This is a genomic window from Streptomyces sp. RKND-216, assembly GCF_004795255.1.
Lineage (GTDB): Bacteria > Actinomycetota > Actinomycetes > Streptomycetales > Streptomycetaceae > Streptomyces > Streptomyces hazeniae.
In genome coordinates, this window is record NZ_SSBQ01000002.1 from 151,987 (window position 1) to 176,585 (window position 24,599).

Consider the following 24,599-nt stretch of genomic DNA (forward strand, 5'->3'; position numbering starts at 1 on the left):
AGCAGTCCATGGGACAGGCCTCGGTCCAGGTCACGCACACCGGCACCTCCCGCTGGCGGCGCCGCACCGGAGAGTACGGTTCGCTCGCTGCGGCGCTGGAGGCCGCCGCCGACGGGGACGTGCTCACCGTCGCCCCGGGAACCTACCGGGAGAATCTGGTCCTGGACCGGGCCGTGACGCTGCGCGGCCCCGAGCGGGCGGGCGGTGGCTCGGTGCGGATCGCTCCACCGGACGGCGTCGCGCTCACCGTCCGGTCCTCGGCGACCGTCCGTGACCTGCAGATCGAGGGTCAGGATGCCTCCGCCCCCGCGCTGCTGGTCGAGGACTGCGCGCCCGAGCTCTCCGGCATCCGCATCATGACGCGTTCCGCCGCAGGGCTGGAGGTGCGCGGCGGAGCCCGCCCCACCGTGCGGCGCTGCACCGTGGACAACCCGGCCGGACTGGGCGTCAGTGTCAGCGGCGGGGCCGGCGGCGTGTACGAGGAGTGCGAGGTGGTGGCCGCCGGGCAGGCCGGCGTCTCGGTGGGCGACGGCGCGCACCCCCGGCTGGAGCGGTGCCGCATCCACCACGCCTCGGGTGCCGGTCTCTCCCTCCACGGCGACGGCAGCGCCGCCGAGGCCGTGGGCTGCGAGGTGTACGAGATCAAGGGCGCGGGAGTGCAGGTCACGGCCCGTGCGACCGCGCACCTCACCGACTGCCGGGTGCACCGGACCACGGCTGACGGCGTCACCCTCGACACCGACGCGGTGCTCACCCTGGCGGACTGCGAGATCCACGACATCCCGGAGAACGCGGTCGACCTGCGTTCCCGTTCGGTGCTCACCCTGACCCGCTCCAAAATCCGCCGGTTCGGCCGCAACGGCCTGTCGGTGTGGGACCCGGGCACCCGTGCCGACGCCAACGGCTGCGAGATACACGACAGCACCGGCGACTACCCGGCGGTGTGGGTGAGCGACGGCGCCTCCGCCGTGCTGGACTCCTGCCGGGTGCACGGCGTCCCGGACGCGCTGTTCGTCCTCGACCGCGGTTCGCAGGTGGACGTGCTCGACTGCGACCTGACGCAGGTGCGCGGCACCGCGGTCTCGGTGAGCGACGGGGCCACGGTGCGGCTGGACGACTGCCGCGTCCGGGAGGCCGCCACCGGCGCCTGGTTCCGCGACCACGGCAGCGGCGGCACCCTGGCCAACTGCACCATCGACGCCACCGCGACCGGCATGATCGTCACCAAGGGCGCGGACCCGGTCGTCGAACGCTGCACGGTGACCTCCCCGGAGGAGGCGGGCGTGTACGTGTCGGCCGAGGGCCGCGGAACGTTCCACGGCTGTCGGGTCACCGGGTCGCGCGGCTACGGCTTCCACGTCATCGACGGCTGCCGCAGCACGCTGCGCCGCTGCCGTACCGAACGCTGCGCACGCGGCGGGTACGAGTTCGCGGAGGAGGGCGCGGTGGTGGAGGACTGCAGCAGCGACGAGAGCGCCGCACCCGCCGCGGTCCCCACGGCGGCCGCCGCTCCCCCGGCGACCACGGCGTCCGCCCCTCCGGTCACCGCGGGGCTGCTGACCGCCACCGAGGCGGTCCCGCCACCCCGCGGCGGCGGTGCGAAGGCGACCGGCGCCGCCGCCTCCGCGCCCGAGGCACCGGCCGCGGAGGCGGCCCGTCCGGCGGCGGAGGTGCTGGGCGAACTCGACGGCCTGGTGGGCCTGGACAGCGTCAAGCGTGAGGTGCGGACGCTGACCAGCATGATCGAGGTGGGCCGCCGCCGGGAGCAGGCGGGGCTCAAGGCGGCGTCCGCGCGGCGCCACCTGGTCTTCACCGGCTCCCCCGGCACCGGCAAGACCACCGTCGCGCGCCTGTACGGCGAGATCCTGCACGCGCTGGGCGTGCTGGAGCGCGGTCACCTGGTCGAGGTGTCGCGGGTGGACCTGGTGGGCGAGCACATCGGCTCGACCGCGATCCGCACCCAGGAGGCGTTCGACCGGGCACGCGGCGGCGTGCTGTTCATCGACGAGGCGTACGCGCTGTCACCGGAGGACTCGGGGCGCGACTTCGGGCGCGAGGCCATCGACACGCTGGTGAAGCTGATGGAGGACCACCGAGACGAGGTCGTGGTGATCGCTGCCGGGTACACGACAGAGATGGAGCGGTTCCTCGCCGTCAACCCGGGCGTGGGGTCCCGCTTCTCGCGCACCATCACCTTCGGCGACTACGCGCCGGAGGAGCTGCTGCACATCGTCGAGCAGCAGGCCGCCGAGCACGAGTACCACCTGGCGAAAGGCACCGGCGACGCACTCCTGGACCACTTCGCGGCGCTGCCCAAGGGGCCCTCGTTCGGCAACGGCCGCACCGCGCGGCAGACGTTCGAGGCCATGGTGGAACGCCACGCGGGCCGGGTGGCGCAGCTGGACGAGCCGGACACCGACGACCTGACGCTGCTCTACCCGGAGGACCTGCCGGGCGCCTCCGCGTCCTGACCCGGTCGGACGTCCCGAGGGGCGTGAGCGCCCTCGCTCACCGCGCCAGCCGGCGCGTGCTGGGCGGGCAGTGCGGGGGCAGGGGACGGCGCTGCGGCCTCCGCGGATGCCTCCGCTCCCCCCAGCGCCTCCGGGCAGAGGCGGGCCAGGAGCCCGGCGCGTTCCACCGCGAAGGCCGGATCGGCCCGGTATTCGCCGTGCCCCAGGATCGGAGCCGGAAGCGGAGAGGCGGCCGTACGGCCGTAGGCGAGCGGGTCGGCCAGCGGCCCGCGGTCCACCGCGGTCCCGTCGCCGTCCGGGAGGCGCAGCGGCCCGCCGATGGGGTCGGTGGCGCGCCACAGATTGCGCCAGCAGTCCAGTTCGCGGTGCAGGGCGCGGAGCGGGCCGGGCCCGAAGTAGGCGGGGAACCAGCGGCCGTAGAGCCGGGCGAGCGGTGAGCCGTAGGTGAGCAGGGCGACCTGCCGCCGGGTGGCGGGGTCGAGCTGCCACACCGCCGCGGCGGCCAGCACGCTGCCCTGCGAGTGCCCGGAGAGGACCAGGCGGCCGCCGCCGTAACGGCGGGTCCAGGTCGCCATGCGCCACACGAGGTCGGGAACGGCGCGCTCGGCGTAGCACGGCGGCGCGAACGGGTGGGCGGCACGCGGCCAGAAGGTGCCGACGTCCCAGAGGATGCCCACGGTGCGGCGGGTCGAGGCGTCCCGGTAGGCGCGGCGCCCCAGGGTCAGCAGCAGCAGGAAGCCGAAGCCCATCAGCCAGGAGCCCAGCGCCTGCACGGTGTCGGCGGCTCCGTCCAGCACCACCGGTGCGCCGTCCGCCGCCTCCCCCGGAACCAGGCCGGTGAGCAGCGCGCCCGCCACGGCTGCGGCGCCCAGCAGCAGGGTGGCGAAGGCGGTGACGCCCACGACGCGCGGCGCGGAGTCGGTGAGCCGGGCGGCGGCGACCGTCCGGCCGATGCTGCCGGAGCGTGCCGCGTCGGGTTCGGCGCCCGGGTAGGCCAGGTGGGCGTGTGCGGCGAGGCGGGAGCCGGTCCGCCAGACCCGTACGGCGTGCACGCACAGCAGGACCAGGAGAAGGACGAGGAGCAGTGGTGTCGCCGCGGCCTGCCAGGTCAGCACGGTCGGCGGGCCGGGGATGGGGCCGTCCCCGGCCCCGGGGGTGGCGCCGCCGTCGAGCCAGTCGGCGACGCGCTGGGCGACCCCGCCGGACATGACACCCCCCAGCGCGCACCCCAGCATGGCGGTGGCGGCCGCGGCCAGGCCGCGCAGCGCGGTGCGGGGCACCCGGGTGGTGCGGTGCAGCAGCACGCCGAGCACGGCGACTCCGGCGACCAGCAGGCCCTGCGCGAGGGCCAGTACGGCGAACGTGCCGTCGCCGGGCAGCCGCCCCGCGCTCTGCCAGCCGGGCCGCGACCAGGCGGCGTAGAGCACGGACAGGGCGAGGAGCACGGCGGCCGCCGCGGGCAGATGGCGCACCAGCGGGCCGTCCCGCCGTACGTCCGGGCAGCCCTCGCCGCGGCCGCGTGCGCACACAACGGCCAGGACGGTGGCCGCGGACGCCGCCAGCAGCGCCCAGAGCACCCCTCCCGCCACGGCCGCGGCACCGCCGGACCGGAGATCGTGCCCGGCGGCCGCGACGGTGAGCGCGGCGGCGACGGTGAGGAGCCCGGCGGCGGTGTGGGCGGCGCGCAGCCGGGCGACCAGGCGTCTGCCGTACCAGAAGCCGGGCAGGCACAGGTCCGGCCGCTCGGGGCCGTCCGGGGCCGGAGCGGGAGGGACCGTGCCGTCCGGCCCCGGCTCCCCGTCGATGCCGTGCCAGGGCGCCTGGGACTCGTACGCGCTCCAGGTGCGGCGGGAGAGCCACCACAGGAGCGCGGTCAGCGCGGTGGGCAGGGACGCGGCGAGGGCGAGGCGCCGGCCGGGCTGCGACCACCAGCCGCCGCTGCCGTCGGCGCCGGGCGCGAGGAATCCGAGCCAGGACCGTTCGGCCGCGCAGGCCGGCGAACCGGCGCACTGCCACGCCACGAGGCCCAGGGCGACCTCGCAGGCGGCGGCGACCAGCAGCACGGTGAGGGAGAGCGCCAGCAGCCGCAGCAGCGCGCCGTGGGCGCGGACGAGGCGCGGGCGCCCGGCGGCGGACGGGCGCATCCAGTGCGCGAGGTTGACGATCATGAACGGCAGCAGGAGCAGCCAGAGGGCGCGGGCGCTGTTGCCGGAGGTGAGGTGGGACCAGCAGTACGCCTCGGGCACCACGGCCGGCGTGCCGCCGGAGTGGGGGCGGTCCTCGGCACCGACGTCCTCCGTGCGGCGGTGGACGGCGGCGGTGCCGTCGCCGGTGACCCGTTCGGTGCGGGGGTCGCCGAGCATCTCCTGCGGGGTGGCGCCGCCGACGCCATGCACGAGCAACTCCAGTGCGGGCCCCGGGGCTTCGGCTCCGCCCCCGGGCGTGGCGGGCTGCGGGGCGCGGGACGTGGGCTCGGTCGGCATGTCGCTCCCCCGGGGGCTGATGTGCGCGTCGGCACTCAGGATGCTGCCCACCGGGGGCGCGGCGCAGGCCTTCCCCCGGAAGGTACGGGAAATCGTGCCGGGACCAGGGTGCGCGGACCGTGGGAGGATGAGGCGTTACGGCGGCCAGGTGCAGGTGCGGTGAAGAACGGAGGGGCCCGGTGGCCGACAACCACAACCTCCTTGCGGAGCAGCGGCGCTCGCTGATCCTGGACGAGGTGCGCAGACGGGGCGGCGTCCGGGTGGGAGAGCTGACCCGGCGGCTGCGGGTCTCGGACATGACGGTGCGCCGGGACCTGGACGTCCTGGCCCGCCGCGGAGCGCTGGAGAAGGTGCACGGCGGCGCGGTGCCGGTGGCGGAGGCGAGCGCGCACGAGCCGGGTTTCGAGGTGAAGTCGTCGCTGGAGGCGGGCGCGAAGGAGGAGATCGCGCGCGCGGCGGCGCGGCTGGTCGGCCCGGGCAGCGCGGTCGCCCTGTCCGGCGGCACGACGACCTACCAGCTCGCCCGGCAGCTGCTGGATGTGCCGGACCTGACGGTGGTGACCAACTCGGTGCGGGTGGCGGATGTCTTCCACTCCGCGGGGCCGACGCCTGGCGACCCGCATGCCGCACACGGGGCGACGGTGGTGCTCACCGGCGGGGTGCGGACCCCGTCGGACTCGCTGGTCGGGCCCGTGGCGGACGCGGCGATCCGGTCACTCCACTTCGACGTGCTGTTCCTCGGCGTGCACGGCATCGCGCCGCACGCCGGGCTGTCGACGCCGAATCTCGCGGAGGCGGAGACGAACCGGCGGTTCGTGGGGTCGGCGCGGCGTGTGGTGGTGGTCGCGGATCACACCAAGTGGGGGACGGTGGGGCTCAGTTCGTTCGCACGGCTGTCGGACGTCGACACCCTGGTGACGGACGGCGGGCTGTCGGACGCGACGCGCGCGGAGATGGCGGAGCATCTTCCGGGAATGCTCGTGGCCGGCGAGGAGGGGGACCGGAGCGCCTGACGGGCACGCTTCGCACCGGCGGGCGGCCGGACCCGCCCGCCCCCGCTCACCCCGGATACTCACCCCGCCCGCTCGCTCCAGCGCCCGGTGGCAAGCAGGGCGTCGAGCGTCGCGGTGTACGGGGCGATGTCCATGCCCTGCTCGGCGAGCCAGGCGTCGGAGTAGTACTTGTCGAGATAGCGGTCGCCGGGGTCGCAGAGCAGGGTGACCACGGAGCCGGTGCGCCCGGCCGCGCGCATCTCGGCGACGATCTTGAACGCACTCCACAGCCCGGTGCCGGTGGAGCCGCCCGCCCTGCGCCCGATGGCCCGTTCCAGCAGACGTACCGCTGCGACCGTCGCGGCGTCCGGCACCTTCATCATCCGGTCGACGGCACCGGGCACGAAGCTGGGCTCCATCCGGGGCCGGCCGATCCCCTCGATGCGGGAGGCGCGGTGGCTCACCACTCCGGGGTCGCCCTTGACCCAGCCGTCGAAGAAGCAGGAGTTCTCCGGGTCGGCGACGCAGATGCGGGTGTCGTACTGCTGGTAGCGCACGTAGCGGGCGAGGGTGGCCGAGGTGCCGCCGGTGCCGGCCGTCGCGACGATCCAGGCGGGTTCGGGGTACCGCTCGAGGCGCAGTTGCTGGTAGATCGACTCGGCGATGTTGTTGTTCCCGCGCCAGTCGGTGGCCCGTTCGGCGTAGGTGAACTGGTCCATGTAGTGGCCGCCGGTCTCCGCCGCGAGGGCGGCGGAGACCTCGTACACCGTGCGCGGGTCGTCCACGAGGTGGCACCGGCCGCCGTGGAACTCGATGAGCCGGGTCTTCTCGGTGCTGGTGGTACGCGGCATCACGGCGATGAACGGCACGCCGATCAGTCCGGCGAAATAGGCCTCCGAAACGGCGGTGGAACCGCTGGACGCCTCGACGACGGGCCGGCCGGGCCGGATCCAGCCGTTGCACAGGGCGTGCAGGAAGAGGGACCGGGCCAGGCGGTGCTTGAGGCTGCCGGTGGGATGCGTCGACTCGTCCTTGAGGTACAGGTCGATGCCCCACTCCTGGGGCAGCGGGAAGCTCAGCAGGTGGGTGTCGGCGCTCCGCGCGCCCTCCGCGCGGACCTTGCGGACGGCGTCGGCGAGCCAGGTGCGGTGGGCGGGGTCGCTGCGGTCCACGTCTGCGGTGCTCATCGGGCGAGCATAGAGCGGGCTGCGGGGGCCACCGCCAGGGCCCGGAGGGATGCGGAGGGCGGTGGCGGGGTAGCAGTGCGATGAGCGACGAGGGGCGGTGCGGCATGGGCGAGGCCGACTACGTGGCGACCGGCGTGCGGATCGGGCGCCTGCTGCGTTCGCTGACCCGGGCGGGACGGGTGCTGGTGCGCAACGGCCGGCTGGAGCTGCTGACCAGCTACGGGCGGGAGATCGACAGCGCGCCGCTGGAGCGGGTGCGGATCAGCGGCGGCTGGTACGGCGCGCGGCGCGCACTGGCCACCGTGGACGGGACGCGCTACCTGCTGCGGCTGGGGCTGGGGCACCGCGACCGGTTGCTGCACGCGGTGCGCACCGCGCGGGCCAAGGACGCCGCGGAGCGGGGCGTCCTCGGCGGCTGACACCCCCAACGGCTGTCCCGATTTGCGGGAGGGCGGGCGCGGACGCACTCTGAAGGGCGTGGCGTACGGCCGGATGCGGCGTACGCCTCAGTGATCCCCTCCGGCGTTTTCCATCGGGCCCTCCTCCTTCCTGGGAGTCGCAGTGGTGATGAGTCGAGACAGCAGGCCGAGCAGGCACTGCGCGGTCGAGTTCCAGGCGCTGCCCTCGCGGATCGGCCAGGTCCGCAGGATCGTTTCTGCTCAACTGCGCTACTGGCATCTCGATCCGCTGATCGACCGGGTGGCCCTCGGCCTGACCGAGCTGCTGGCGAACGTCCACCAGCACGCCGGGCCGGACAAGCACTGCACGGTCGAGATGGTCTTCCTGTGGGACCGGCTCACGGTCTCGGTACGCGACCACGACCCGCAACTGCCGAGCCTGCGCGTGTCGGACACCTCGGCCACCCACGGCAGGGGGCTGGCTCTTGTGGCGGCGCTGAGTGACAGCTGGGGCATCCGCGAGCAGCACGACGGCGCCGGCAAGGTCGTCTGGTTCACCCTCCCCGCACCGTTCACGGCACCCGCCGAGCCGGGGTTCGAGGCGGCGACCGCCGCCGAGGCCCGCCCGGAGGCGGGTGGTCAGGCGGCGGCGGTGCCGGCGGCCGTGCCCGCGGCGGACGGCGCGGGGCCCGCACCCCTCGGGGAGCGGCGACCCCGCGCCCAGCGCGCCTGAGCGGGCGCGCGGGGCGGATGGCCCGCCCTCGGCTCAGGCCGGTTCGCCCTTGCTCTCGTTGAGGACCGACAGCCGCAGCCAGTACTCGTCCTCGTCGATCTCGCCCGCCGCGAAGCGGCGTGCCAGCAGACCGGTCGCGCTGTCCTTCGCCTCCCCGGTGCCCCGTCCCTGCCAGGGCGGTCCGCCGTGCGAGGGGCCGCGTCCGCGAGGCGGGAGGACGCGGCGCAGCAGCAGGACGGCCCCGGCGATCACCGCCGCCCAGAGCAGGGGGAAGAGCAGGATCCAGGGTCCGGGGCCGCCGTCGCCCCAGTGCGCCAGAGTGTTCATGCCGATCGGCTCCTTCGGTCGCGGTGTGTGCGTCGCTTCCGAGAGTGGCCCCGGCACGCCTGCGGCGTCGTCGTACGGCGGGCGGCCGTCCGGCTGCACCCGGCGGAGTAGCCGGACCGCGCGGTGACGCCGCGGACTCGCAGGCGGCGTGCGTGAACAGGCGGCCGGGAGCCGTTCGGTAACCCGCTTCAGGAGCCGGACGCGGGCGTCTCCACGAGGCGCACGGCGATGCCCGTGTGCGGGCGCTTGCCGAAGCGGAGCAGCGCGCCCCCGGAGTCGACGAGTCGGAACTTCCAGCCGTACTTGCCGGACATCGCCCGCCGGACCCGGCGCAGCCCGGCGGCGTCCTCCAGCAGCCGCGCGGTGCCCGGCACGGCCACCGCGCCGTCGTCGATCCGGCCGCGCACGTCGCACGGGGTGACGGTGACGTGCGTGTCGTTCCGCAGCCGCTTCACCTTGCCGCTGTCGCTGCGGGTCCACACCAGCAGTTCGTCGCCGTCGCGCACGGCCCAGACCGGAGTGGGCACCGGGGTGCCGCTGCGGCGGTGGGTCGCCAGGCTCACGTACTCGTGGTCGCCGAGGAGTCGAGAAGACATGCGGCGAGCCTACTTCCCCTGCCGCGACGCGGTTTCGAGGTCCCGGCGCATGCAGAGCCTCGGCCAGTGGTCGAGTCCGGCGGCCGCCTCCCGGGCGCGCAGGCGGCGCAGCCCCGGCGTCTCCTCGTGCGGGGCGAGCGGGCGGAAGCCGCAGCGCCGGTAGTAGGGCGCGTTCCAGGGGACGTGGGCGAAGGTGGTGAGGGTGAGCGCGGGCAGGCCCTCGGCCACCGCACGGACCGCCGCACGCTCCAGCAGGGCACGGCCGATGCGCTGCCGCGCGTGGTCGGGACGGACGGAGACCTGCTCGATGTGCAGGCAGCCGTCGACGACCTCGAGCAGGGCGTAGGCCACGGGTGGGCCGTCCTCCCGGTCACGGGCCACCAGGAGGCCGCCGGAGAGCAGGAACGGGCGCAGTTCCTCGGGGGCGGGCGGGGTGTCGTCGGCGACGGCGTCCATGCCGAGGGCGCGGAACGCCTCGCCCGCGGCCGCCTCGAGGCCGGGCAGCGCCGGCAGATCCCGCTCGGCCCCGGGCCCGATGTGCCACGGCGGCCCGTTCCCGGCCGGGCCAGTGGCGGGGCCGGTCACGCCATGGCTCCCAGCGTACCCAGCGGGTCGTCCAGGACCGGCTGCCAGGCCAGTTCGGCGGCGCCGACGAGACTGTTGTGGTCCAGCGAGCAGGCCAGCACGGGTACGCCTCCGCTGCGGCCCCACAGGCTGCGGTCGGCGACCACGGACCGCAGCAGGTCGCCGTCAGTCTCCACCAGCACGCGGTGCAGGCCGCCGAGGACGATGCGGTCGGGGTTGAGGATGTTGACCAGCCCGGCGAGACCGAGTCCGAGGCGTCCGATCAGTGTCTCCACCGCCGATCGCACGGCGGGGTCGCGGGGGTACTCGACCTGGATGAGGGTGCGTGCCTGCTCCAGCAGCGACACCTCGGGGCCGGGGGCACGCCCCGCGGTCTCCAGGAGGGCGAGCGGGTCGGTCTCCACGTCCAGGCAGCCCCGGCTTCCGCAGTGGCAGGGCCGGCCCTCCGGGTCGACGGTCAGGTGGCCGACCTCCAGGGCGAGCCCCGAACTGCCGCTGTGCAGGCGGCCGTCGAGGACCAGGGCGCCGCCGACGCCGCGGTGGCCGGTACCGACGACGAGCAGGTGCGCCGCGCCGCGCCCCGCGCCGTGCCGGTGCTCGGCGAGGGCGGCGAGGTTGACGTCGTTGGCGGCGTGACCCGCGGCGGGGGTGCCGGGCCGCGGGCCGTCGACGCCGGCTTCGGCGAGGCAGCGGGTGAAGAGGTCGCGGACGGGGGCGCCGGGCTTCCAGGACAGGTGCAGCGGGTTCAGGGCCGTGCCCTCGGGCTCGGCGACCGCGGAGGGCACGGCGAGGCCGGCTCCGACGCAGCGGCGCCCGGTCTCGCGCAGCAGCGCGGCTCCGGCTTCGACGACTTCACCGAGAACCTGGGCGGGGTCGGCGTCCACGGTCATGCAGCCGGGGGCGGTGGCCACGATGCGGCCGCCGAGCCCGACGAGGGCGGCGCGGAAGCCGTCGGCGTGCACCTGCGCGGCCAGGACGACCGGGCCGTCCGGGTCGACGGCGAGGCGGTGCGAGGGGCGGCCCTGGGAGCCGACGGCGGCTCCGGGACCGGAGTCCACGGTGATCAGTCCGAGAGCCTCGAGTTCGGCCGCGACGGCGCCGGCGGTCGCCCGGGTCACGCCGAGTTCGGCGGTGAGCACCGCCCGCGTGGGCGCCCGGCCGGTGTGCACGAGTGCGAGTGCCGGACCGAGGGCGCCCCGGCCCCTGTCCAGCCTTGTTGTACGCGTCTGGGTCACCCCTCTATTCTGGCTTTGTGCCGCAAATAAACAAACTCCGGTCCGGTCGTGCCTGCGAGGAGGGGGACCGCATGCGCGTGGACGCCCCCGTCCCCGCCCCGGGACCGGCCCGACTCCGCACCGCCCTGACCGCCTTCTTCGCCGTCGACGGCTTCCTCTTCGCCGGGTGGGTCGTCCGCATCCCGGCCATCAAGGCGCAGACCGGCGCCTCGGCCGGCGAACTCGGCCTGGCGCTGCTGGGCGTGTCGGCCGGCGCGGTGGCCACCATGATGCTCACCGGGCGGCTGTGCGGACGGTTCGGCAACCACCGCGTGACCGTCGTGTCCGCGGCGCTCGTCTCGCTGGGCGTCACACTCCCCCCGCTCACCCACTCCGCCCTGGCGCTGGGCCTGGTGCTGCTGGTCTTCGGCAGCGCGTACGGCGCGATCAACGTAGCGATGAACAGCGCGGCCGTCGACCTGGTGGCCGCCCTGCGACGGCCCGTGATGCCCGGATTCCACGCGGCGTTCAGCCTCGGCGGGATGCTCGGCGCCGGCACGGGCGGTCTGGTGGCCGGCTCGCTGTCGGCGACCCGCCATCTCCTGCTGCTCGCCGTGATCGGGCTGGCGGTGACGGCCGTGGCCGGACGCGCCCTGCTCTCCCGGCCCGCCCCTCCCCCGGCGGCCGGACGCAGCGGCCCGCCGTCGACGGGCGCGGGGCGGAACGGCCCGGAAGGTTCGGGAGGTGCACAAGGTCCCCGCGGTCCCGGCGGTTCGCACCGCGGCGTCGTCGCCGTACTGGGCCTGATCGCCCTGTGCACGGCGTACGGCGAGGGCGCGCTCGCCGACTGGAGCGCCCTGCATCTGACCCAGTCCTTGGGCGCCGGACCGGGCCTCGCGGCCGCCGGATACTCGGTGTTCGCGCTGGCGATGACCGTGGGCCGGCTCAGCGGCACGGTCCTGCTCCAGCGCCTGGGGCAGGTGCGGGCGCTGGTGGCCGGCGGGGCCGCCGCGGCGGCGGGCATGCTGCTGGGCGCGCTGGCGCCGAACGTGTGGCTGGCCCTCGCCGGGTTCGTGGTCACCGGCCTGGGGCTGGCGAACATCTTCCCGGTCGCGATCGGCCGGGCCGGCGCCCTGGCCGGGCCGCGCGGCGTGGCCGCCGCCTCCACATTGGGATACGGAGGCATGCTGCTCGGCCCGGTCGCCATCGGCTTCGTCGCCGAATGGACGTCCCTCACGGCGGCGCTCACCACGGTGGCCGCGCTCGCCGCCGTCGCCGCCGCGGTGGCCTGCGCCGCTCGCCGGGTGATCTGAGCCGACCCACCGCGGAGCTGACGGGCACCGAACCGCCGCGCCGCGCGCGTCGCCGGCGGACCGGACGGGCAGAATCGGGGCATGGAAACCGCCGCGTACATCGACACGCTCGAGAGCGAGGGCGACGCCCTGCTCGCCGCCGCCGAGCGCGCCGGCCCGGACGCCGAGGTGCCGTCGTGCCCCGGCTGGCGGGTGCGCGACCTGGTGCTGCACACCGGCAACGTGCACCGCTGGGCGGGCGGTTACGTCGCCGAAGCACGAGCCGAACCACGCCCGATCGGCGAGGAGAACGTCACGGACGCCGAACTGGCCGCGTGGTTCCGGGACGGGCACCGGCGGCTCGCCGACTGCCTGCGGGAAGCCCGCGAGGACCTGGAGTGCTGGTCGTTCCTCGACGGCTCCCCCTCCACCCGGGCGTTCTGGGCCCGCCGGCAGGCCCATGAGACCTGCGTCCACCGGGTGGACGCCGAACTGGCCGCAGGCGCCGAACTCGGCCCGGTGACAGCGGAGTTCGCCGGTGACGGCATCGACGAGCTGCTGACCGGCTTCCACACCCGTTCCCGCAGCCGGGTGCGCAGCGAGCGGCCGGTGACGCTCGCGGTCCGCGCATCCGACGTGCCGGGGGGCGAGTGGACCGTACGGATGTCCCAGCTGCCGCCCGCGGTGGAACGCGGCGCGGACGGGGAGACGGACTGCCGGCTGAGCGGGCCCGCCGCCACGCTCTACCTCGCCCTGTGGAACCGGCTGCCGTACGGCGACGGGGTGCGCATCGAGGGGGACGCGTCCGTGGCCACGCTGTGGCAGCAGACCTCGGCGATCGGCTGACCGGACGAACCCGGCGGAGGCCGCGGCCTGCCTTCCGCGCCACCGCGGGCCGATACCAACCCTGCGATCTACCGGTGAGTAACTTCGTGGTAGCGTCGGAGCATGCAGAAGATCCTGTCCAGCCCGCGCGGTCTGCGCCGGGCGCTGGCCTGGTGGCCGCCGTACCGCGGTGCGGGCATCAGGGTGCTGGAGATCGCCGACGACTGGAGCACCGCCCTGGTGCGGCTCCGGCTGGGCAGGCTCAACCGCAACTACTTCGGCACCCACTTCGGCGGGTCGCTGTACTCGATGAGCGACCCGTTCTTCGCGCTGCTCGCCGTGCACCGGCTGGGCCGGGACTACATCGTGTGGGACAAGGCCGCCGAGATCGAGTACGTCTCCCCCGGCCGCGGCGACGTCTTCGCGCGCTTCACCGTCACCGAGGACCGGCTGGAGGAAATCCGCAGAGCGACCGCGGACGGCGACAAGGCCCTGCCCTGGTTCGAGGCCGAGATCACGGCCGGTGACGGAACGGTGGTGGCGCGGGTGCGCAAGCAGCTGTACGTGCGGCGCAAGCAGTCTCGTTCCTGACCGGACCCTTCCGGTGGAGCGGGGACGTGCTGCGGCGCGGCACCGGGTGGCACAATGCCCCCATGGAGGCGGAGCAGCAGGCAGGAGGGGCCCGGCGGGTCCGCGGCCGCGGGCCGCGTCCGCAGGCCGAACGTGAGGCCGCGGCGGTGGAGATCGTCTTCGCGCTGCTCAGCGGGGGTCTGCTGGCCGGGCTGGTGTTCCTGGCGGTGGCGTCACCGACGCTGTTCGACGGCGCCCCCGACAGCTGGCTGCGGACGGCGCAGTGGCTGGGTTCGTGGGTCTTCATCCTCCGCGTGGTGTGGGTGCTGGTGAAGTGGCACGAGCGTCGGGAGGCGGCTCCTCAGCCGAGCCAGCCCGGCCGGACCAGTCCCGACTCGTAGGCCAGCACCACCAGTTGGGCCCGGTCCCGGGCACCGAGCTTCACCATGGCCCGGCTGACGTGGGTCTTCGCCGTGAGCGGTGAGACGACCAGACGCCGGGCGATCTCCTCGTTGGACAGCCCCAGCCCGACCAGGGTCATGACCTCGCGTTCCCGCTCGGTCAGCCCGGCCAGCGCGGTGGCGGCGTCCGGCTCCTTGGACCGGGCGGCGAACTCGGCGATCAGCCGGCGGGTGACCCCGGGCGAGAGCAGGGCGTCTCCCTGCACCGCGGCGTGCACGGCGCGGACGAGTTCGTCCGGTTCGGTGTCCTTGACCAGGAAGCCGGAGGCGCCGGCGCGGATCGCCTCGAAGACGTACTCGTCGAGTTCGAAGGTGGTGAGCATGACGACCTTCACCGCGCCCAGCGCCGGGTCCCCGGTGATGCGGCGGGTGGCGGCGAGGCCGTCGAGCACGGGCATGCGGATGTCCATCAGCACCAGATCGGGGGCGAGTTCCCGCACCCGGGCCAGCGCCTCCTGGCCGTCGGCGGCCTCCCCCGCGACCTCCAGGCCGGGCTGCGCGTCAAGCAGGGCGCGGAAGCCCGCCCGCACCAGTGACTGGTCGTCGGCGAGCAGGACGCGGATCACGGTGTCTCCTCTCCCGGCCCGGTGCGGTGGGCCGCGGGACGCGTGGGCAGCACGGCCCGCACCCGGAAGCCGCCGTCCGGGCGCGGACCGGCCTCGATGCCGCCGCCGAGCACGGCTGCCCGCTCCCGCATCCCGGCCAGGCCGTTGCCTCCCGAGGTGCCGCCGTCCGGCCCGTCCGCGCCGGACGGCGGACCGTCGTCGTCGACGGTGATCTCCAGCGTTCCCGGCCCGTGGACGAGTCGCACCCGGGCGGTGCGCGCGGCAGAATGCCGCACGACGTTGGTCAGCGCCTCCTGGACGATGCGAAAGGCCGCCAGATCCGCGCCGGGCGGCAGCGGCACCGCCTCGCCCACCGTTTCGGTGGTGACCCGCAGTCCGGCTCCCGCCGCGTGCTCGGCCAGTTCGGGCAGGCGTTCCAGCCCCGGGGCCGGCGCACGCGGTGCGGCACCCGGGGTACGCAAGGTGTCCAGCACCTGGCGCACCTCGCCCAGCGCCTCCTTGCTGGCGGACTTGATGGTGGTGAGCGCGCTGCGGGCCTGTTCGGGATCGGAGTCCAGGAGGGCGAGACCCACTCCGGCCTGCACGTTGATCACGGAGACGCTGTGGGCGAGGACGTCGTGCAGTTCGCGGGCGATCCGCAGCCGTTCCTCGTCGGCACGGCGCTCCTCGGCGCGTACGCGCTCCTCCCGCTCCCGCGCCCACTGCTCCCGGCGCACCCGCGCCAGTTCGGCGACCGGCACGACCACGGCGAGCCAGGCGCCGATCACGAGCGCCTGGAGCAGCGGGGTGCCGGAGCCACCCTCGGGCGGCAGCCAGGGGTGGAGCCAGAGCCCGGCGGCGAGGTGTCCGGCCCACAGCGCGCCGAGGGCCGTCCACGCGGCGACCCGGCGCCCGGAGACCACGGCGGAGAACGCGGCGACGACGACACTGAGGAACACCGGGCCGTACGGATAGCCTGCCGCGAGGTAGACCAGGCAGACGCCCGCCACCGCGTACACCGTGAAACGCGGCAGGCGGAGGCGGAGCAGCAGCAGCGCGGGCCCGGCGAGCAGCAGCAGCCGGGCGAGGAGGTCCAGCGGCTCCCGCCCGGTCTGGCCCTCGGCCGCGAAGTGCGCGCCGGCCATCGTGAAGACGGCCAGGAACAGGGCGGAACGCCACGGGATGCGGGCTTCGGGACGGGCCGGCCCCGGCAGACGCCGCCAGGGCGGGCCGCCGCGGCGGCGGTGCCGCAGGAGGGCTCGGTGCATGTCCGCCACGCTAGCGCCGACGGCCCCCGCCCGGCGTCCGCCGCTCGCGGTGCCCTCGGCTACTCCCCCGGGAGTACGCGGTCCCCGGTGCGGGGCCCGTCCGATGGTCCCGGTCAGCCCTTGGGGTCCGAGGGTCCGGCAGGTGCCGGGGCCGGGGCGGGTGCGGGGCGGTCCATGGCGTCCAGTGCGCGGCGTGCGACCGGATGGGTGCGGACGATCTCGGTCAGCGAGGTCGCGCCGCGGGTGATGCGGGCGAACGCCGTCCAGGCGGGCCGGAAGCCGGTGAGCGCGGCGTGCAGCAGACCGGGGCGACGGGCGAAGACCGTGAACATCCGGCGGCCGATGCTCATCTCGACGCCGAGACCGGCCTTCACCGCGAACGTGTAGTTGAGCGCCTGCCGCCGGGTGTCCACGGCGTCGTGCGCCTCCGCGATGCGCACCGCCCACTCGCCCGCCAGGCGGCCGGACCGGAGCGCGAAGGAGATGCCTTCGCGCGTCCAGGGTTCCAGCAGGCCGGCGGCGTCGCCGCACACCAGCACCCGGCCGCGGGACAGCGGTGAGTCGTCGGTGCGGCAGCGTGTCAGGTGGCCGGAGGAGATGCTGGGTTCGAAGCCGGCCAGGCCGAGGCGGCCGATGAAGTCGTCCAGGTACCGCTTGGTGGCGGCGCCCTCGCCGCGCGCGGAGATGACGCCGACGGTGAGGGTGTCGCCCTTGGGGAACACCCAGCCGTAACTGCCCGGCAGCGGGCCCCAGTCGATGAGGACCCGGCCGGCCCAGTCCTCGGCGACGCTGTCCGGCACCGGGATCTCCGCCTCCAGGCCCAGGTCGACCTGGTCGAGCTTCACACCGACGTGCGCGCCTATCCGGCCCGCGCTGCCGTCCGCGCCGACCACCGCCCGGGCGAGTACGGGCTCCTCCTCGCCCGCGAGCACCACGGCGACCGTCCGCCGGTCCGGGACGAGCGGTCCGTGCTGCTCGACGCGGGAGACGGACGCCCCGGTGCGCAGCACGGCGCCGGCGTCCACCGCCGACTCCACCAGCGCGTGATCGAATTCGGGGCGGTTGAGCAGGCCGAACAGCATCCGGCGGGAACGGCGGGTGCGGGTGAGGCGGCCGTTCAGCGAGAAGGTGACGGCGTGCACCCGGTCGCGCAGCGGCAGTTCGAAACCGGGCGGCAGCGCGTCGCGGGAGAGGCCCACGATGCCGCCGCCGCAGGTCTTGTAGCGCGGCAGTTCGGCCTTCTCCAGCAGCAGTACCCGGCGTCCGGCGACGGCGGCGGCGTACGCGGCGGAGGCACCCGCGGGACCCGCACCGACCACGACGACGTCCCACACGTTCCGCTCCGTCTCGCTGTCCCCGGCTCCGTTCTCGCTGCTCACGCTGCTCTGGCTCCCGTTCTCTCGACGTCTGCGCGGTGTCGCGACCGCATCCTACGGGGCCCGGCCCGCCGGCCGGGCTGTGGGAGGATCGGCCACGACCCGCCACCCACGTGTGCCTCCTCCGCACACCTGTGCCCAACGTCGCCCCCACAAGGAGCGTTCCCATGCCGCAGAGCCCCCTCGCCGCCACCGTCGCGTCGCTGATGCCGCGCGCCAGGGAGGAGCTCGCCGAGCTGGTGGCCTTCCCGTCGGTCGCCGATCCCGAGCAGTTCCCGCGCAGCGGGTGCGAGGCGGCGGCCGTCTGGGTGGCGGACGCGCTCCGTGCCGAGGGCTTCCAGGACGTGGCGCTGCTGGACACCCCCGACGGCACGCAGTCGGTGTACGGGCACCTGCCCGGCCCGGAGGGCGCGCCGACCGTGCTGCTCTACGCGCACTACGACGTGCAGCCGCCGCTGGACCCGGACGGCTGGGACTCCCCGCCGTTCGAACTCACCGAACGGGAAGACGGCCGCTGGTACGGGCGGGGCGCCGCCGACTGCAAGGGCGGCCTGGTCATGCACCTGACAGCGCTGCGGGCGCTGAAGGAGGACGGCGGCGTCCCGGTGGGCGTCAAGGTCGTCGTGGAGGGCTCGGAGGAGCAGGGCACCGGAGGGTTGGAGCGCTACGCCGAGGCGCACCCGGAACTGCTGGCCGCGGACACGGTCGTGATCGGCGACACCGGCAATTTCCGGGCCGGGCTGCCGACCGTCACCGCCTCGCTGCGCGGCATGGCGATGGTGCGGGTGCAGGTCGACACCCTCGCGGGCAACCTGCACTCCGGCCAGTTCGGCGGGGCGGCGCCCGACGCGCTGGCGGCGCTGATCCGCCTGCTGGACTCGCTGCGCGGCGAGGACGGCTCGACCACCGTCGACGGCCTCGACGCCTCGGCCGCCTGGGAGGGCCTCGCGTACCCCGAGGAGGACTTCCGGCGCGACGCCCGGGTACTCGACGGCGTCGGGCTGATCGGCTCCGGCACCGTCGCGGACCGGCTCTGGGCACGTCCGGCAGTGACCGTGCTGGGCATCGACTGCCCGCCGGTGGTCGGCGCCACGGGGTCGGTGCAGGCATCCGCGCGGGCGCTGGTGAGCCTGCGCGTACCGCCGGGCACGGATGCCGCGAAGGCAGCCGAACTGCTGGTCTCCCACCTGGAGTCGCACGTGCCGTGGGGCGCGCGGGTGTCGGTGGAGCAGGTCGGCCGGGGGCAGCCGTTCGCGGCCGACACCTCCAGCCCGGCGTACACGGCGATGGCCGCGGCGATGCGGGAGGCGTACGACGGCGTGGAGATGGCGACGGCCGGCCAGGGCGGGTCGATCCCGCTGTGCAGCACCCTCGCCTCGCTCTACCCGGAGGCCGAGATCCTGCTCATCGGGCTGAGCGAACCGGAGGCGCAGATCCACGCCGTGAACGAGAGCGTGTGCCCGCGGGAGCTCCGCGCGCTGGCGCTGGCCGAGGCGCTGTTCCTGCAGCGGTACGCCGCCGCCTGCGGCTGACCGGCCCGGCGGGAGGGCCTGCCGCCGGGATGCGGTGGCGGGGACGCGCAGGCGCAGGCGGGCGCGGATGACGCGATGTCACCGGACGCCGGTCAGGCGGGCGTAGGCGACGACGTTGCCCTGGTAGCCGGTCTCCTCGGCGTAGCCGCCGCCGCAGGTGATGACGCGCAGCTCGGCCCGTCCGGTGTCACGGTAGACCCGGTCGCCGGGGAACGCCTCCTTCCGGTGAAGCTCGACCGCGTACACGGTGAACACGGCGGTGCGGCCGTCCTCTCGCGCCACGCGGACTTCGGATCCGCGCTGCACGGCGCCGAGCCGGAAGAAGACGGCCGGTCCGGACGCGTTGTCGACGTGGCCGACGACGACGGCGGTGCCGCGTTCGCCGGGCGTGGCGGCGCCCTCGTACCAGCCGGCGAGGTTCTCCGCCTGCGGCGGCGGCACCTCCAGCAGGCCCTTCGGGCCAAGGCCCACGGGGGACACGGGGGCGTCCACGCCAGCGGCGGGGATGACCACCCGCCGGGGAGGCGAGGCGGCGATCGGGGCGCGCGCCGGCGGAATCCGGCGGGCGCCGTCCCCGGTCCGGTGGTCCGGGGACGGCTCGCCGGGGGTGGCCGCCGACCGGGCCGCCGCAGGGTCCGGCTGCGGCGGGCGGGGCGGCGCATCGGTTCCGGTGCGGATCAGGGTCAGGCCGATCACCAGGGCGAACGCGGCGGCCCCGAGCGCGGCCTGTCCGCCGCGGGGCAGCAGGTCCTGCGCGTGCCGCAGCAGTTCGCGGAACGGGGAGCGGTCGTCGTCCATGCGCGCGGTGCACCGTCCTGGCTCGGGGCCGGGCGTCACCGTCACGCTAGGGCGGGCGCCCGCCGCCCGCGAGCGGTGCGCGTCCGTACCGCGTACGCGGGAGGCGCCCCCGAAGACCTCGGGGCCCCCGGAGCCCCCGGAGCCCCGAGGACGGTGCCCGCCCTGCGCGGCGGCTCGCCGGGCTCAGACGCCGACGGGCACGCCGCCCTCCAGGTTGAGCGTGGTGCCGCGCTCCCGGGCGCGCAGCGCCCAGGTCAGGCGGCGGTGCCGCACGGGCGGCAGCAGTCCGGCCGCCTCGGACTCGGTCGCGAAGCGCCAGCCGCGCAGCTCGGCGGCGGGGAGCAGCACCTCCGCGGCGCGGGGCGCGGGCAGCACTCCGCCGTCGAAGAGCAGGCGAAGGCCGCCGAAGCCGGGCGGCCTCGGCGGCTCCCAGTCGACGAGCAGCAGCCGCGGCACGGCGGCGAGTTCGATGCCGAGTTCCTCGGCGACCTCCCGCATGCCGGCCCGGGCGGGCGGTTCGCCGTGCTCGACGATCCCGCCGGGGAACTCCCAGCCGGGCTTGTAGGTGGGGTCGACGAGCAGGACCCGGTCGTCCTCGTCGAAGAGCAGCACCCCGGCGGCGAGCGTCTCGGCCGTCGGCTCCGGCGTCTGCACGATGCCCGGCAGGCCGGCGCCCTTGCCGACCGCCTCCGCGACCAGGGCGGCGACGTCCGCGGGCGTCCGTCCGGTGGTGTCCACGGTGTGCGCGTCAGCCGTCAGCCAGGGCAGCGCCGCCTCGTACGCGGCGCGCCGTGCGTGCTCGGGCTCGGCGGGCCCGCCGGGCTGCTCCCCCTCCGGTGCGCGGGCCCGCAGCGTGGCCGCGTCGCAGTGCAGCAGCACGTGGCAGACCGGTATGCGGCGGGCGGCGAGCGCCCCGAATATCTCGTCGCGGTGGTCCTGCCGCAGCAGCGACACCGGGGTGATCAGCGGGCCGGGCACCTCGGTGAGGAGCGCGGCGGCGCCGTCCGCCAGGAGGCGGCGCCAGGAGCGGAGTTCGCGCACGTCGTCGGCCGCCCGGTCCGGGGGCAGCATGCTGCGCAGGCCCGGGCCGAGCAGTTCGGGGTCGTAGAGCGTGCTCCCGGGAAGCAGGTCGAGCAGTTCGTGCGCCGTGGTGGTCTTGCCCGCGCCGGACGCGCCGTTCAACCAGACGATCACAGATCCCCCTCTTCCTCGCCCCCCGTTCTCGACCTCCCTACGGTGCCCGCTCCACCCCGTGGGGGAAACGCACCGGCGCACCTCCGGCGCCCGGCACGGGAGCCCGCACGCCCCCGTACCGGTCGGCCTGACGGGCCGGCTCAGCCGTCCTGGCGCAGCAGGGTGCGGGAGGCCGCGGCGGCGCCGATCAGGCCGGCGTCGGTGCCGGTGGCCGCGGGTACGACGGTCAGCCCCCGCACGAAGGACAGCCTGGCGAAGTCCTCCAGCGCCGCCCGCAGCGGCGCGAACAGCACCTCTCCGGCCCCGGCGACGCCGCCGCCGATCACCGCGACCTCGATCTCGACCAGCGCCGCGGTCGCGGAAATCGCGGCCGCCAGCGCGCGGGCCGCCCGGGTGTAGGCGGCGGTGGCGACGGGGTCGCCCTCCCGGGCGGCGGCGGCCACGCCGGCCGCGCCCGCGTCCTGACCGGGCCGGGGCCGCCATCCCCCGGCGCGGGCGTGCCGGGCGATGGCGGTGCCGCTGGCCAGGCGCTCCACGCAGCCGCGGGCGCCGCACGGACACGACTCGCCGTCGAGCGCGACGCTGATGTGGCCGATGTGACCGGCGTTGCCGGTGGGGCCCGGATGAAGTCGGCCGTCGAGGACCAGGCCACCGCCCACACCGGTCGACACCACCATGCACAGCGCGGAGCGGTGGCCGCGGGCGGCGCCCACCAGGTGCTCGGCCGCGGTCATCGCCACGCCGTCGCCGACGAGGGTGACCGGCAGCGGCCCGGTGGACCGCCGCACGCCGTCGACCAGCGGGTGGTCCCGCCAGCCGGGGATGTTGACCGGGCTGACGGTGCCGTTGCGGGCGTCGACCGGCCCGGCGCTGCCGATGCCCACGGCGTCCACCCGGGGCCACAGGGGGCTCGCGGCGAGGTGGTCGAGGACCTCGCTCACCGCCGCCATCACCCGCTCGCCGCTCTCCTGTGCGGGGGTGGGGCGCAGCACGCGGGCGAACAGCGCGCCGTCGCCGTCCACGAGAGCGCCGGCGATCTTGGTGCCGCCGATGTCCAGGGCGGCGACGAGGTCGTGGGGCATGGCGGTGCGTGTCTCCGGAGGTGAGCGGGCGGGCGGGTCGGCGCTCCAGTATGACAACGTTGTCCAGTTCGATGCACGGCCCGGAGTATGCTGCTCCCGCACCTGCGCGTCCGTGTCGTCGGCGCGTGACGACGACACGACGAGGACGGGATGCCGTGGCCGAGCCCCCGCCGCCCTCCCGTCCGGGCCTCCCCCGTCCGGCCGCCGTCCGCCCCGCCGGGCGGCCGACGATGAAGGACGTGGCCGCGCACGCCCGGGTCGGCCTGAAGACGGTCTCACGGGTGGTCAACGGCGAGGAGGGGGTGGCACCGGACACCCGGCTGCGGGTACGCGCGTCCATCGACGCGCTCGGCTTCCGCCGCAACGACGGCGCGCGCCTGCTGCGCCAGGGCCGCACGGCGGGCATCGGCATGGTGCTCGAAGACCTCGCCGACCCGTTCTACGCGCCGCTCGTCCGGGCCGTGGAGGAGGCCGCCCGCGCCCACGGGGCTCTGCTGATCAACGGCTCCAGCGCCGAGGACCCGGAACGCGAGCGGGAGCTGGTACTGGCCCTGTGCGCGCGACGGGTGGACGGCCTGGTGGTGGTGCCGGCGGGCGACGACCACCGGTACCTGCGGCCCGAGATGGACGCCGGGGTGGCCACCGTCTTCGTGGACCGCTCCCCCGGCCTGCTGGACGCCGACGTGGTACTCAGCGACAACGCCGGCGGCGCGCGCGAGGGCACCGCCCACCTCATCGCGCACGGGCACCGGCGCATCGGCTTCCTGGGCGACCGGCCGGAGATCCAGACGGCCGCCGAGCGCCTGCGCGGCTACCGCGCAGCCATGGCGGACGCCGGCCTGCCGGTCGACCCGGCGTGGGTCTCCCTGGGACCCACGGAGCCCGCCCGGGTACGTGCGGAGGCGGAGCGCATCCTGGCCGGTCACGCGCCGGTGACCGCGTTCCTCGCCGGCAACAACCGGGTCACGGTGTCGCTGGTCCGGGTTCTTGCGGGACGGCCGCGCCCGACGGCACTGGTGGGCTTCGACGACTTCGAGCTCGCCGATCTGCTGTCGCCGCCGGTGACGGTGGTGGCCCAGGACCCCGCGCTGCTCGGCGGCACCGCCGCCGGGCTGCTGTTCCGGCGGCTGGCCGGAGCCGCCGGCGCGCCGGAGCGGGTGACGCTGCCCACCCGCCTGCTGGCCCGCGGCTCGGGTGAACTCCCGCCCGTGCAGGGGTAGTACGCCGCTCCCTGCCGTCCGTCCGTCATCCCTCGGCCGGAGAGGAACCGGAGGTCAGCAGGCCGCGGGCCGTCCGGCGAGGGCGTCGAGGTCGGCGCGGGTCATCCCGGTCAGCTTGGCGACCTCGGCCGAGTCGAGCGCTCCGCAGTCCAGCCCGCGCAGCAGGTGGCCGCTGAGTGCGCGGGCCGTCGCGGGCTCGTCCATCACGTCCCCGGCGGTGCGCGCGGCGTAGGCGGCGAGGCGGGCGGCGGCCTGCTCCATGCCCTCGCGGTAGAAGGCGTACACGGCGGCGTACCGGGTCGGCAGGTGGCCGGGGTGCATGTCCCAGCCCTGGTAATAGGCGCGGGCCAGGGAGCGGCGGACGAGGTCGTGGTGGAGCCGCCAGGCGTCGTGCACGCGGGCGGTGGTGCCGACCGGGAGCACGTTGGTGGAGCCGTCACTGAGTCGCACGCCGGTGCCGGCGGCGGCGACCTGCATGACGGCCTTGGCGTGGTCGGCCACCGGGTGGTCCAGCGCCTGGTGGGCGGCACCGACGCCGCAGGCGGCGCTGTAGTCGAAGGTGCCGTAGTGGAGCGAGGTGCAGCGTCCGGCGGCGGCGTCGATCATGCGGGCGACCGTGGCGGTGCCGTCGGGACCGAGGACGGACTGGGTGGTCTCGATCTGGATCTCGAAGCCCAGGCGTCCGGACGGCAGCGCGTGGGCGCCCTCGAACTCCTCCAGCAGCCGCACCATGGCGGAGACCTGCTCGGGATAGGTGACCTTGGGCAGAGTGAGCACCAGCTGCCCGGGGAGGCCGCCGGCTTCGGCGAGGCCGGTGAGGAAGACGTCGAGGGTGCGGATGCCGCGGTCGCGGACGGCCGCCTCCAGGCACTTCATCCTGATGCCGAGGTGCACGGGCGCGGCGCCGGGCGCGGCGTCGCGGCAGATCGCGGCGACGGTGCGGGCCGCCCGGGCCGCGGCGGCGTCCTCCTCGTCGTCGGGCCGGGGACCGTAGCCGTCCTCGAAGTCGATGCGCAGGTCTTCGACGGGCTGGTGGGCGAGCTTGGCGCGCACCCGCCGGTGGACCGGTTCGGCGAGTGCGTCGGGGAGTCCGAGCACGGCGGCGAACGCCTGGGCGTCCGGGGCGTGTGCGTCGAGGAGTTCGAGGGCCTGGTCGCCCCAGGAACGCGGAGTGCCCTCGTCGACGGCGTCCCCGGGGACGTAGACGGTGTGGACGGGCTGGCGGGTCCCCGGGTCGCCGGGGTAGCGGCGCGCCAGTTCGGCGTCGACTCCGGCGAGCGCCGCGGCCGCGTCCCGGGTGATCGATGCAGCGAACGTGGTCGCCACCGGCTGGTCCTGCGCCATCTGTGCCGCCGCCCTTCTCTCCCGGGAGACCGGAAGCAAGCCGTTCATCAACAAAACGTTGAAGTTCTGCTGGGACGCTAACCGCCCGCACCCGCCCGGTCAAGCG

At 75.6% G+C, this 24,599-nt stretch carries 23 protein-coding genes; 10 read left to right on the plus strand and 13 right to left on the minus strand.

Going from position 1 to position 24,599, the window contains the following annotated elements:
• Positions 1 to 8: 8 nt before the first annotated feature.
• Positions 9 to 2,471 (plus strand): right-handed parallel beta-helix repeat-containing protein, encoded by a 2,463-nt coding sequence (locus E4198_RS00895; protein WP_136181430.1) that lies wholly within the window; start codon positions 9 to 11, stop codon positions 2,469 to 2,471.
• On the opposite strand, the gene E4198_RS00900 is transcribed toward E4198_RS00895, so the two are convergent.
• Complete coding sequence (locus E4198_RS00900; protein WP_247597836.1) at positions 2,435 to 4,834, minus strand: hypothetical protein; 2,400 nt, start codon at positions 4,832 to 4,834, stop codon at positions 2,435 to 2,437. The two genes, E4198_RS00895 and E4198_RS00900, sit on opposite strands and share 37 nt — an antisense overlap.
• 299 nt (positions 4,835 to 5,133) lie before the next feature.
• Here E4198_RS00900 and E4198_RS00905 point away from each other — a divergent pair, with 299 nt between their 5' ends.
• Positions 5,134 to 5,967 (plus strand): DeoR/GlpR family DNA-binding transcription regulator, encoded by an 834-nt coding sequence (locus E4198_RS00905; protein ID WP_136181432.1) that lies wholly within the window; start codon positions 5,134 to 5,136, stop codon positions 5,965 to 5,967.
• Between the two features lie 59 nt (positions 5,968 to 6,026).
• Here the strand turns inward: E4198_RS00905 and E4198_RS00910 are convergent, their stop codons facing one another.
• Positions 6,027 to 7,133: a PLP-dependent cysteine synthase family protein gene (locus tag E4198_RS00910; protein ID WP_136181433.1), complete on the minus strand. Its 1,107-nt coding sequence runs from the start codon at positions 7,131 to 7,133 to the stop codon at positions 6,027 to 6,029.
• Positions 7,134 to 7,237: 104 nt separating this feature from the next.
• Between E4198_RS00910 and E4198_RS00915 the strand changes: the two genes are divergently transcribed.
• Together E4198_RS00915 and E4198_RS00920 are read left to right on the plus strand one after the other, a co-directional pair.
• Complete coding sequence (locus E4198_RS00915; protein ID WP_136185103.1) at positions 7,238 to 7,552, plus strand: hypothetical protein; 315 nt, start codon at positions 7,238 to 7,240, stop codon at positions 7,550 to 7,552.
• Between the two features lie 148 nt (positions 7,553 to 7,700).
• Positions 7,701 to 8,264 carry an ATP-binding protein gene (locus E4198_RS00920; RefSeq protein ID WP_136181434.1) on the plus strand — a complete coding sequence of 188 codons (564 nt, stop codon included), beginning with the start codon at positions 7,701 to 7,703 and terminating at the stop codon, positions 8,262 to 8,264.
• A 33-nt stretch (positions 8,265 to 8,297) separates the two neighbouring features.
• Here the strand turns inward: E4198_RS00920 and E4198_RS00925 are convergent, their stop codons facing one another.
• From E4198_RS00925 to E4198_RS00940, 4 genes are all read right to left on the minus strand, one after another.
• Positions 8,298 to 8,591, minus strand: a complete 294-nt coding sequence (locus tag E4198_RS00925; protein WP_136181435.1) for an SHOCT domain-containing protein — start codon at positions 8,589 to 8,591, stop codon at positions 8,298 to 8,300.
• Positions 8,592 to 8,779: 188 nt separating this feature from the next.
• Positions 8,780 to 9,187: a PPOX class F420-dependent oxidoreductase gene (locus E4198_RS00930; RefSeq protein WP_136181436.1), complete on the minus strand. Its 408-nt coding sequence runs from the start codon at positions 9,185 to 9,187 to the stop codon at positions 8,780 to 8,782.
• A 9-nt stretch (positions 9,188 to 9,196) separates the two neighbouring features.
• A complete protein-coding gene (locus E4198_RS00935; protein WP_247597837.1) occupies positions 9,197 to 9,724 on the minus strand; it encodes a GNAT family N-acetyltransferase in 528 nt (175 codons plus the stop codon).
• A gap of 44 nt (positions 9,725 to 9,768) precedes the next feature.
• Complete coding sequence (locus E4198_RS00940; RefSeq protein WP_136181437.1) at positions 9,769 to 11,007, minus strand: ROK family protein; 1,239 nt, start codon at positions 11,005 to 11,007, stop codon at positions 9,769 to 9,771.
• Positions 11,008 to 11,078: 71 nt separating this feature from the next.
• Between E4198_RS00940 and E4198_RS00945 the strand changes: the two genes are divergently transcribed.
• The 4 genes from E4198_RS00945 to E4198_RS00960 all read left to right on the plus strand — a co-directional run bounded on the left by E4198_RS00945 (position 11,079) and on the right by E4198_RS00960 (position 14,074).
• Positions 11,079 to 12,299, plus strand: coding sequence for an MFS transporter (locus E4198_RS00945; RefSeq protein WP_136181438.1), 1,221 nt, complete (start codon positions 11,079 to 11,081; stop codon positions 12,297 to 12,299).
• Positions 12,300 to 12,380: 81 nt separating this feature from the next.
• Entirely contained in the window at positions 12,381 to 13,124 is a 744-nt protein-coding gene (locus E4198_RS00950; protein WP_136181439.1) for a maleylpyruvate isomerase family mycothiol-dependent enzyme, read from the plus strand.
• A 102-nt stretch (positions 13,125 to 13,226) separates the two neighbouring features.
• The gene (locus E4198_RS00955; protein WP_136181440.1) at positions 13,227 to 13,694 is read left to right on the plus strand and encodes a DUF4442 domain-containing protein; all 468 of its coding nucleotides are present in this window, start codon (positions 13,227 to 13,229) and stop codon (positions 13,692 to 13,694) included.
• Positions 13,695 to 13,756: 62 nt separating this feature from the next.
• The gene (locus tag E4198_RS00960; RefSeq protein ID WP_136181441.1) at positions 13,757 to 14,074 is read left to right on the plus strand and encodes a DUF6332 family protein; all 318 of its coding nucleotides are present in this window, start codon (positions 13,757 to 13,759) and stop codon (positions 14,072 to 14,074) included.
• Here E4198_RS00960 and E4198_RS00965 read toward each other — a convergent pair.
• The 3 genes from E4198_RS00965 to E4198_RS00975 form a co-directional block, all read right to left on the minus strand.
• Positions 14,035 to 14,700 (minus strand): response regulator transcription factor, encoded by a 666-nt coding sequence (locus tag E4198_RS00965; protein WP_136181442.1) that lies wholly within the window; start codon positions 14,698 to 14,700, stop codon positions 14,035 to 14,037. The genes E4198_RS00960 and E4198_RS00965 overlap by 40 nt on opposite strands.
• Positions 14,697 to 15,947, minus strand: coding sequence for a sensor histidine kinase (locus E4198_RS00970; RefSeq protein WP_136181443.1), 1,251 nt, complete (start codon positions 15,945 to 15,947; stop codon positions 14,697 to 14,699). The genes E4198_RS00965 and E4198_RS00970 overlap by 4 nt, the downstream gene beginning before the upstream one ends.
• A 113-nt stretch (positions 15,948 to 16,060) precedes the next feature.
• Entirely contained in the window at positions 16,061 to 17,326 is a 1,266-nt protein-coding gene (locus tag E4198_RS00975) for a geranylgeranyl reductase family protein (RefSeq protein WP_136181444.1), read from the minus strand.
• Between the two features lie 164 nt (positions 17,327 to 17,490).
• Here E4198_RS00975 and E4198_RS00980 point away from each other — a divergent pair, with 164 nt between their 5' ends.
• Positions 17,491 to 18,855, plus strand: coding sequence for a dipeptidase (locus E4198_RS00980; protein WP_136181445.1), 1,365 nt, complete (start codon positions 17,491 to 17,493; stop codon positions 18,853 to 18,855).
• 78 nt (positions 18,856 to 18,933) lie between these two features.
• Here the strand turns inward: E4198_RS00980 and E4198_RS00985 are convergent, their stop codons facing one another.
• The 3 genes from E4198_RS00985 to E4198_RS00995 form a co-directional block, all read right to left on the minus strand.
• Positions 18,934 to 19,653 (minus strand): class F sortase, encoded by a 720-nt coding sequence (locus tag E4198_RS00985; RefSeq protein WP_136181446.1) that lies wholly within the window; start codon positions 19,651 to 19,653, stop codon positions 18,934 to 18,936.
• A gap of 183 nt (positions 19,654 to 19,836) precedes the next feature.
• Complete coding sequence (locus E4198_RS00990) at positions 19,837 to 20,847, minus strand: NUDIX hydrolase (RefSeq protein ID WP_136181447.1); 1,011 nt, start codon at positions 20,845 to 20,847, stop codon at positions 19,837 to 19,839.
• Positions 20,848 to 20,987: 140 nt separating this feature from the next.
• Positions 20,988 to 21,929 carry an ROK family protein gene (locus E4198_RS00995; RefSeq protein ID WP_136181448.1) on the minus strand — a complete coding sequence of 314 codons (942 nt, stop codon included), beginning with the start codon at positions 21,927 to 21,929 and terminating at the stop codon, positions 20,988 to 20,990.
• Between the two features lie 230 nt (positions 21,930 to 22,159).
• On the opposite strand from E4198_RS00995, the gene E4198_RS01000 reads away from it, so the two are divergent.
• A complete protein-coding gene (locus E4198_RS01000) occupies positions 22,160 to 23,149 on the plus strand; it encodes a LacI family DNA-binding transcriptional regulator (RefSeq protein WP_247597838.1) in 990 nt (329 codons plus the stop codon).
• Between the two features lie 54 nt (positions 23,150 to 23,203).
• On the opposite strand, the gene E4198_RS01005 is transcribed toward E4198_RS01000, so the two are convergent.
• The gene (locus E4198_RS01005) at positions 23,204 to 24,493 is read right to left on the minus strand and encodes an aldolase (RefSeq protein ID WP_136185106.1); all 1,290 of its coding nucleotides are present in this window, start codon (positions 24,491 to 24,493) and stop codon (positions 23,204 to 23,206) included.
• Positions 24,494 to 24,599: the final 106 nt, after the last annotated feature.

What these genes read in the sequence shown, in the direction of transcription:
- E4198_RS00895 (WP_136181430.1), top strand. Translation starts at nt 9, where the DNA reads ATGGGACAGGCCTCGGTCCAGGTCACGCACACCGGCACCTCCCGCTGG.
- E4198_RS00900 (WP_247597836.1), bottom strand. Translation starts at nt 4,834, where the DNA reads ATGCTCGGCGACCCCCGCACCGAACGGGTCACCGGCGACGGCACCGCC.
- E4198_RS00910 (WP_136181433.1), bottom strand. Translation starts at nt 7,133, where the DNA reads ATGAGCACCGCAGACGTGGACCGCAGCGACCCCGCCCACCGCACCTGG.
- E4198_RS00915 (WP_136185103.1), top strand. Translation starts at nt 7,238, where the DNA reads ATGGGCGAGGCCGACTACGTGGCGACCGGCGTGCGGATCGGGCGCCTG.
- E4198_RS00920 (WP_136181434.1), top strand. Translation starts at nt 7,701, where the DNA reads ATGAGTCGAGACAGCAGGCCGAGCAGGCACTGCGCGGTCGAGTTCCAG.
- E4198_RS00925 (WP_136181435.1), bottom strand. Translation starts at nt 8,591, where the DNA reads ATGAACACTCTGGCGCACTGGGGCGACGGCGGCCCCGGACCCTGGATC.
- E4198_RS00930 (WP_136181436.1), bottom strand. Translation starts at nt 9,187, where the DNA reads ATGTCTTCTCGACTCCTCGGCGACCACGAGTACGTGAGCCTGGCGACC.
- E4198_RS00945 (WP_136181438.1), top strand. Translation starts at nt 11,079, where the DNA reads ATGCGCGTGGACGCCCCCGTCCCCGCCCCGGGACCGGCCCGACTCCGC.
- E4198_RS00950 (WP_136181439.1), top strand. Translation starts at nt 12,381, where the DNA reads ATGGAAACCGCCGCGTACATCGACACGCTCGAGAGCGAGGGCGACGCC.
- E4198_RS00955 (WP_136181440.1), top strand. Translation starts at nt 13,227, where the DNA reads ATGCAGAAGATCCTGTCCAGCCCGCGCGGTCTGCGCCGGGCGCTGGCC.
- E4198_RS00960 (WP_136181441.1), top strand. Translation starts at nt 13,757, where the DNA reads ATGGAGGCGGAGCAGCAGGCAGGAGGGGCCCGGCGGGTCCGCGGCCGC.
- E4198_RS00970 (WP_136181443.1), bottom strand. Translation starts at nt 15,947, where the DNA reads ATGCACCGAGCCCTCCTGCGGCACCGCCGCCGCGGCGGCCCGCCCTGG.
- E4198_RS00980 (WP_136181445.1), top strand. Translation starts at nt 17,491, where the DNA reads ATGCCGCAGAGCCCCCTCGCCGCCACCGTCGCGTCGCTGATGCCGCGC.
- E4198_RS00985 (WP_136181446.1), bottom strand. Translation starts at nt 19,653, where the DNA reads ATGGACGACGACCGCTCCCCGTTCCGCGAACTGCTGCGGCACGCGCAG.
- E4198_RS00995 (WP_136181448.1), bottom strand. Translation starts at nt 21,929, where the DNA reads ATGCCCCACGACCTCGTCGCCGCCCTGGACATCGGCGGCACCAAGATC.
- E4198_RS01000 (WP_247597838.1), top strand. Translation starts at nt 22,160, where the DNA reads ATGAAGGACGTGGCCGCGCACGCCCGGGTCGGCCTGAAGACGGTCTCA.
- E4198_RS01005 (WP_136185106.1), bottom strand. Translation starts at nt 24,493, where the DNA reads ATGGCGCAGGACCAGCCGGTGGCGACCACGTTCGCTGCATCGATCACC.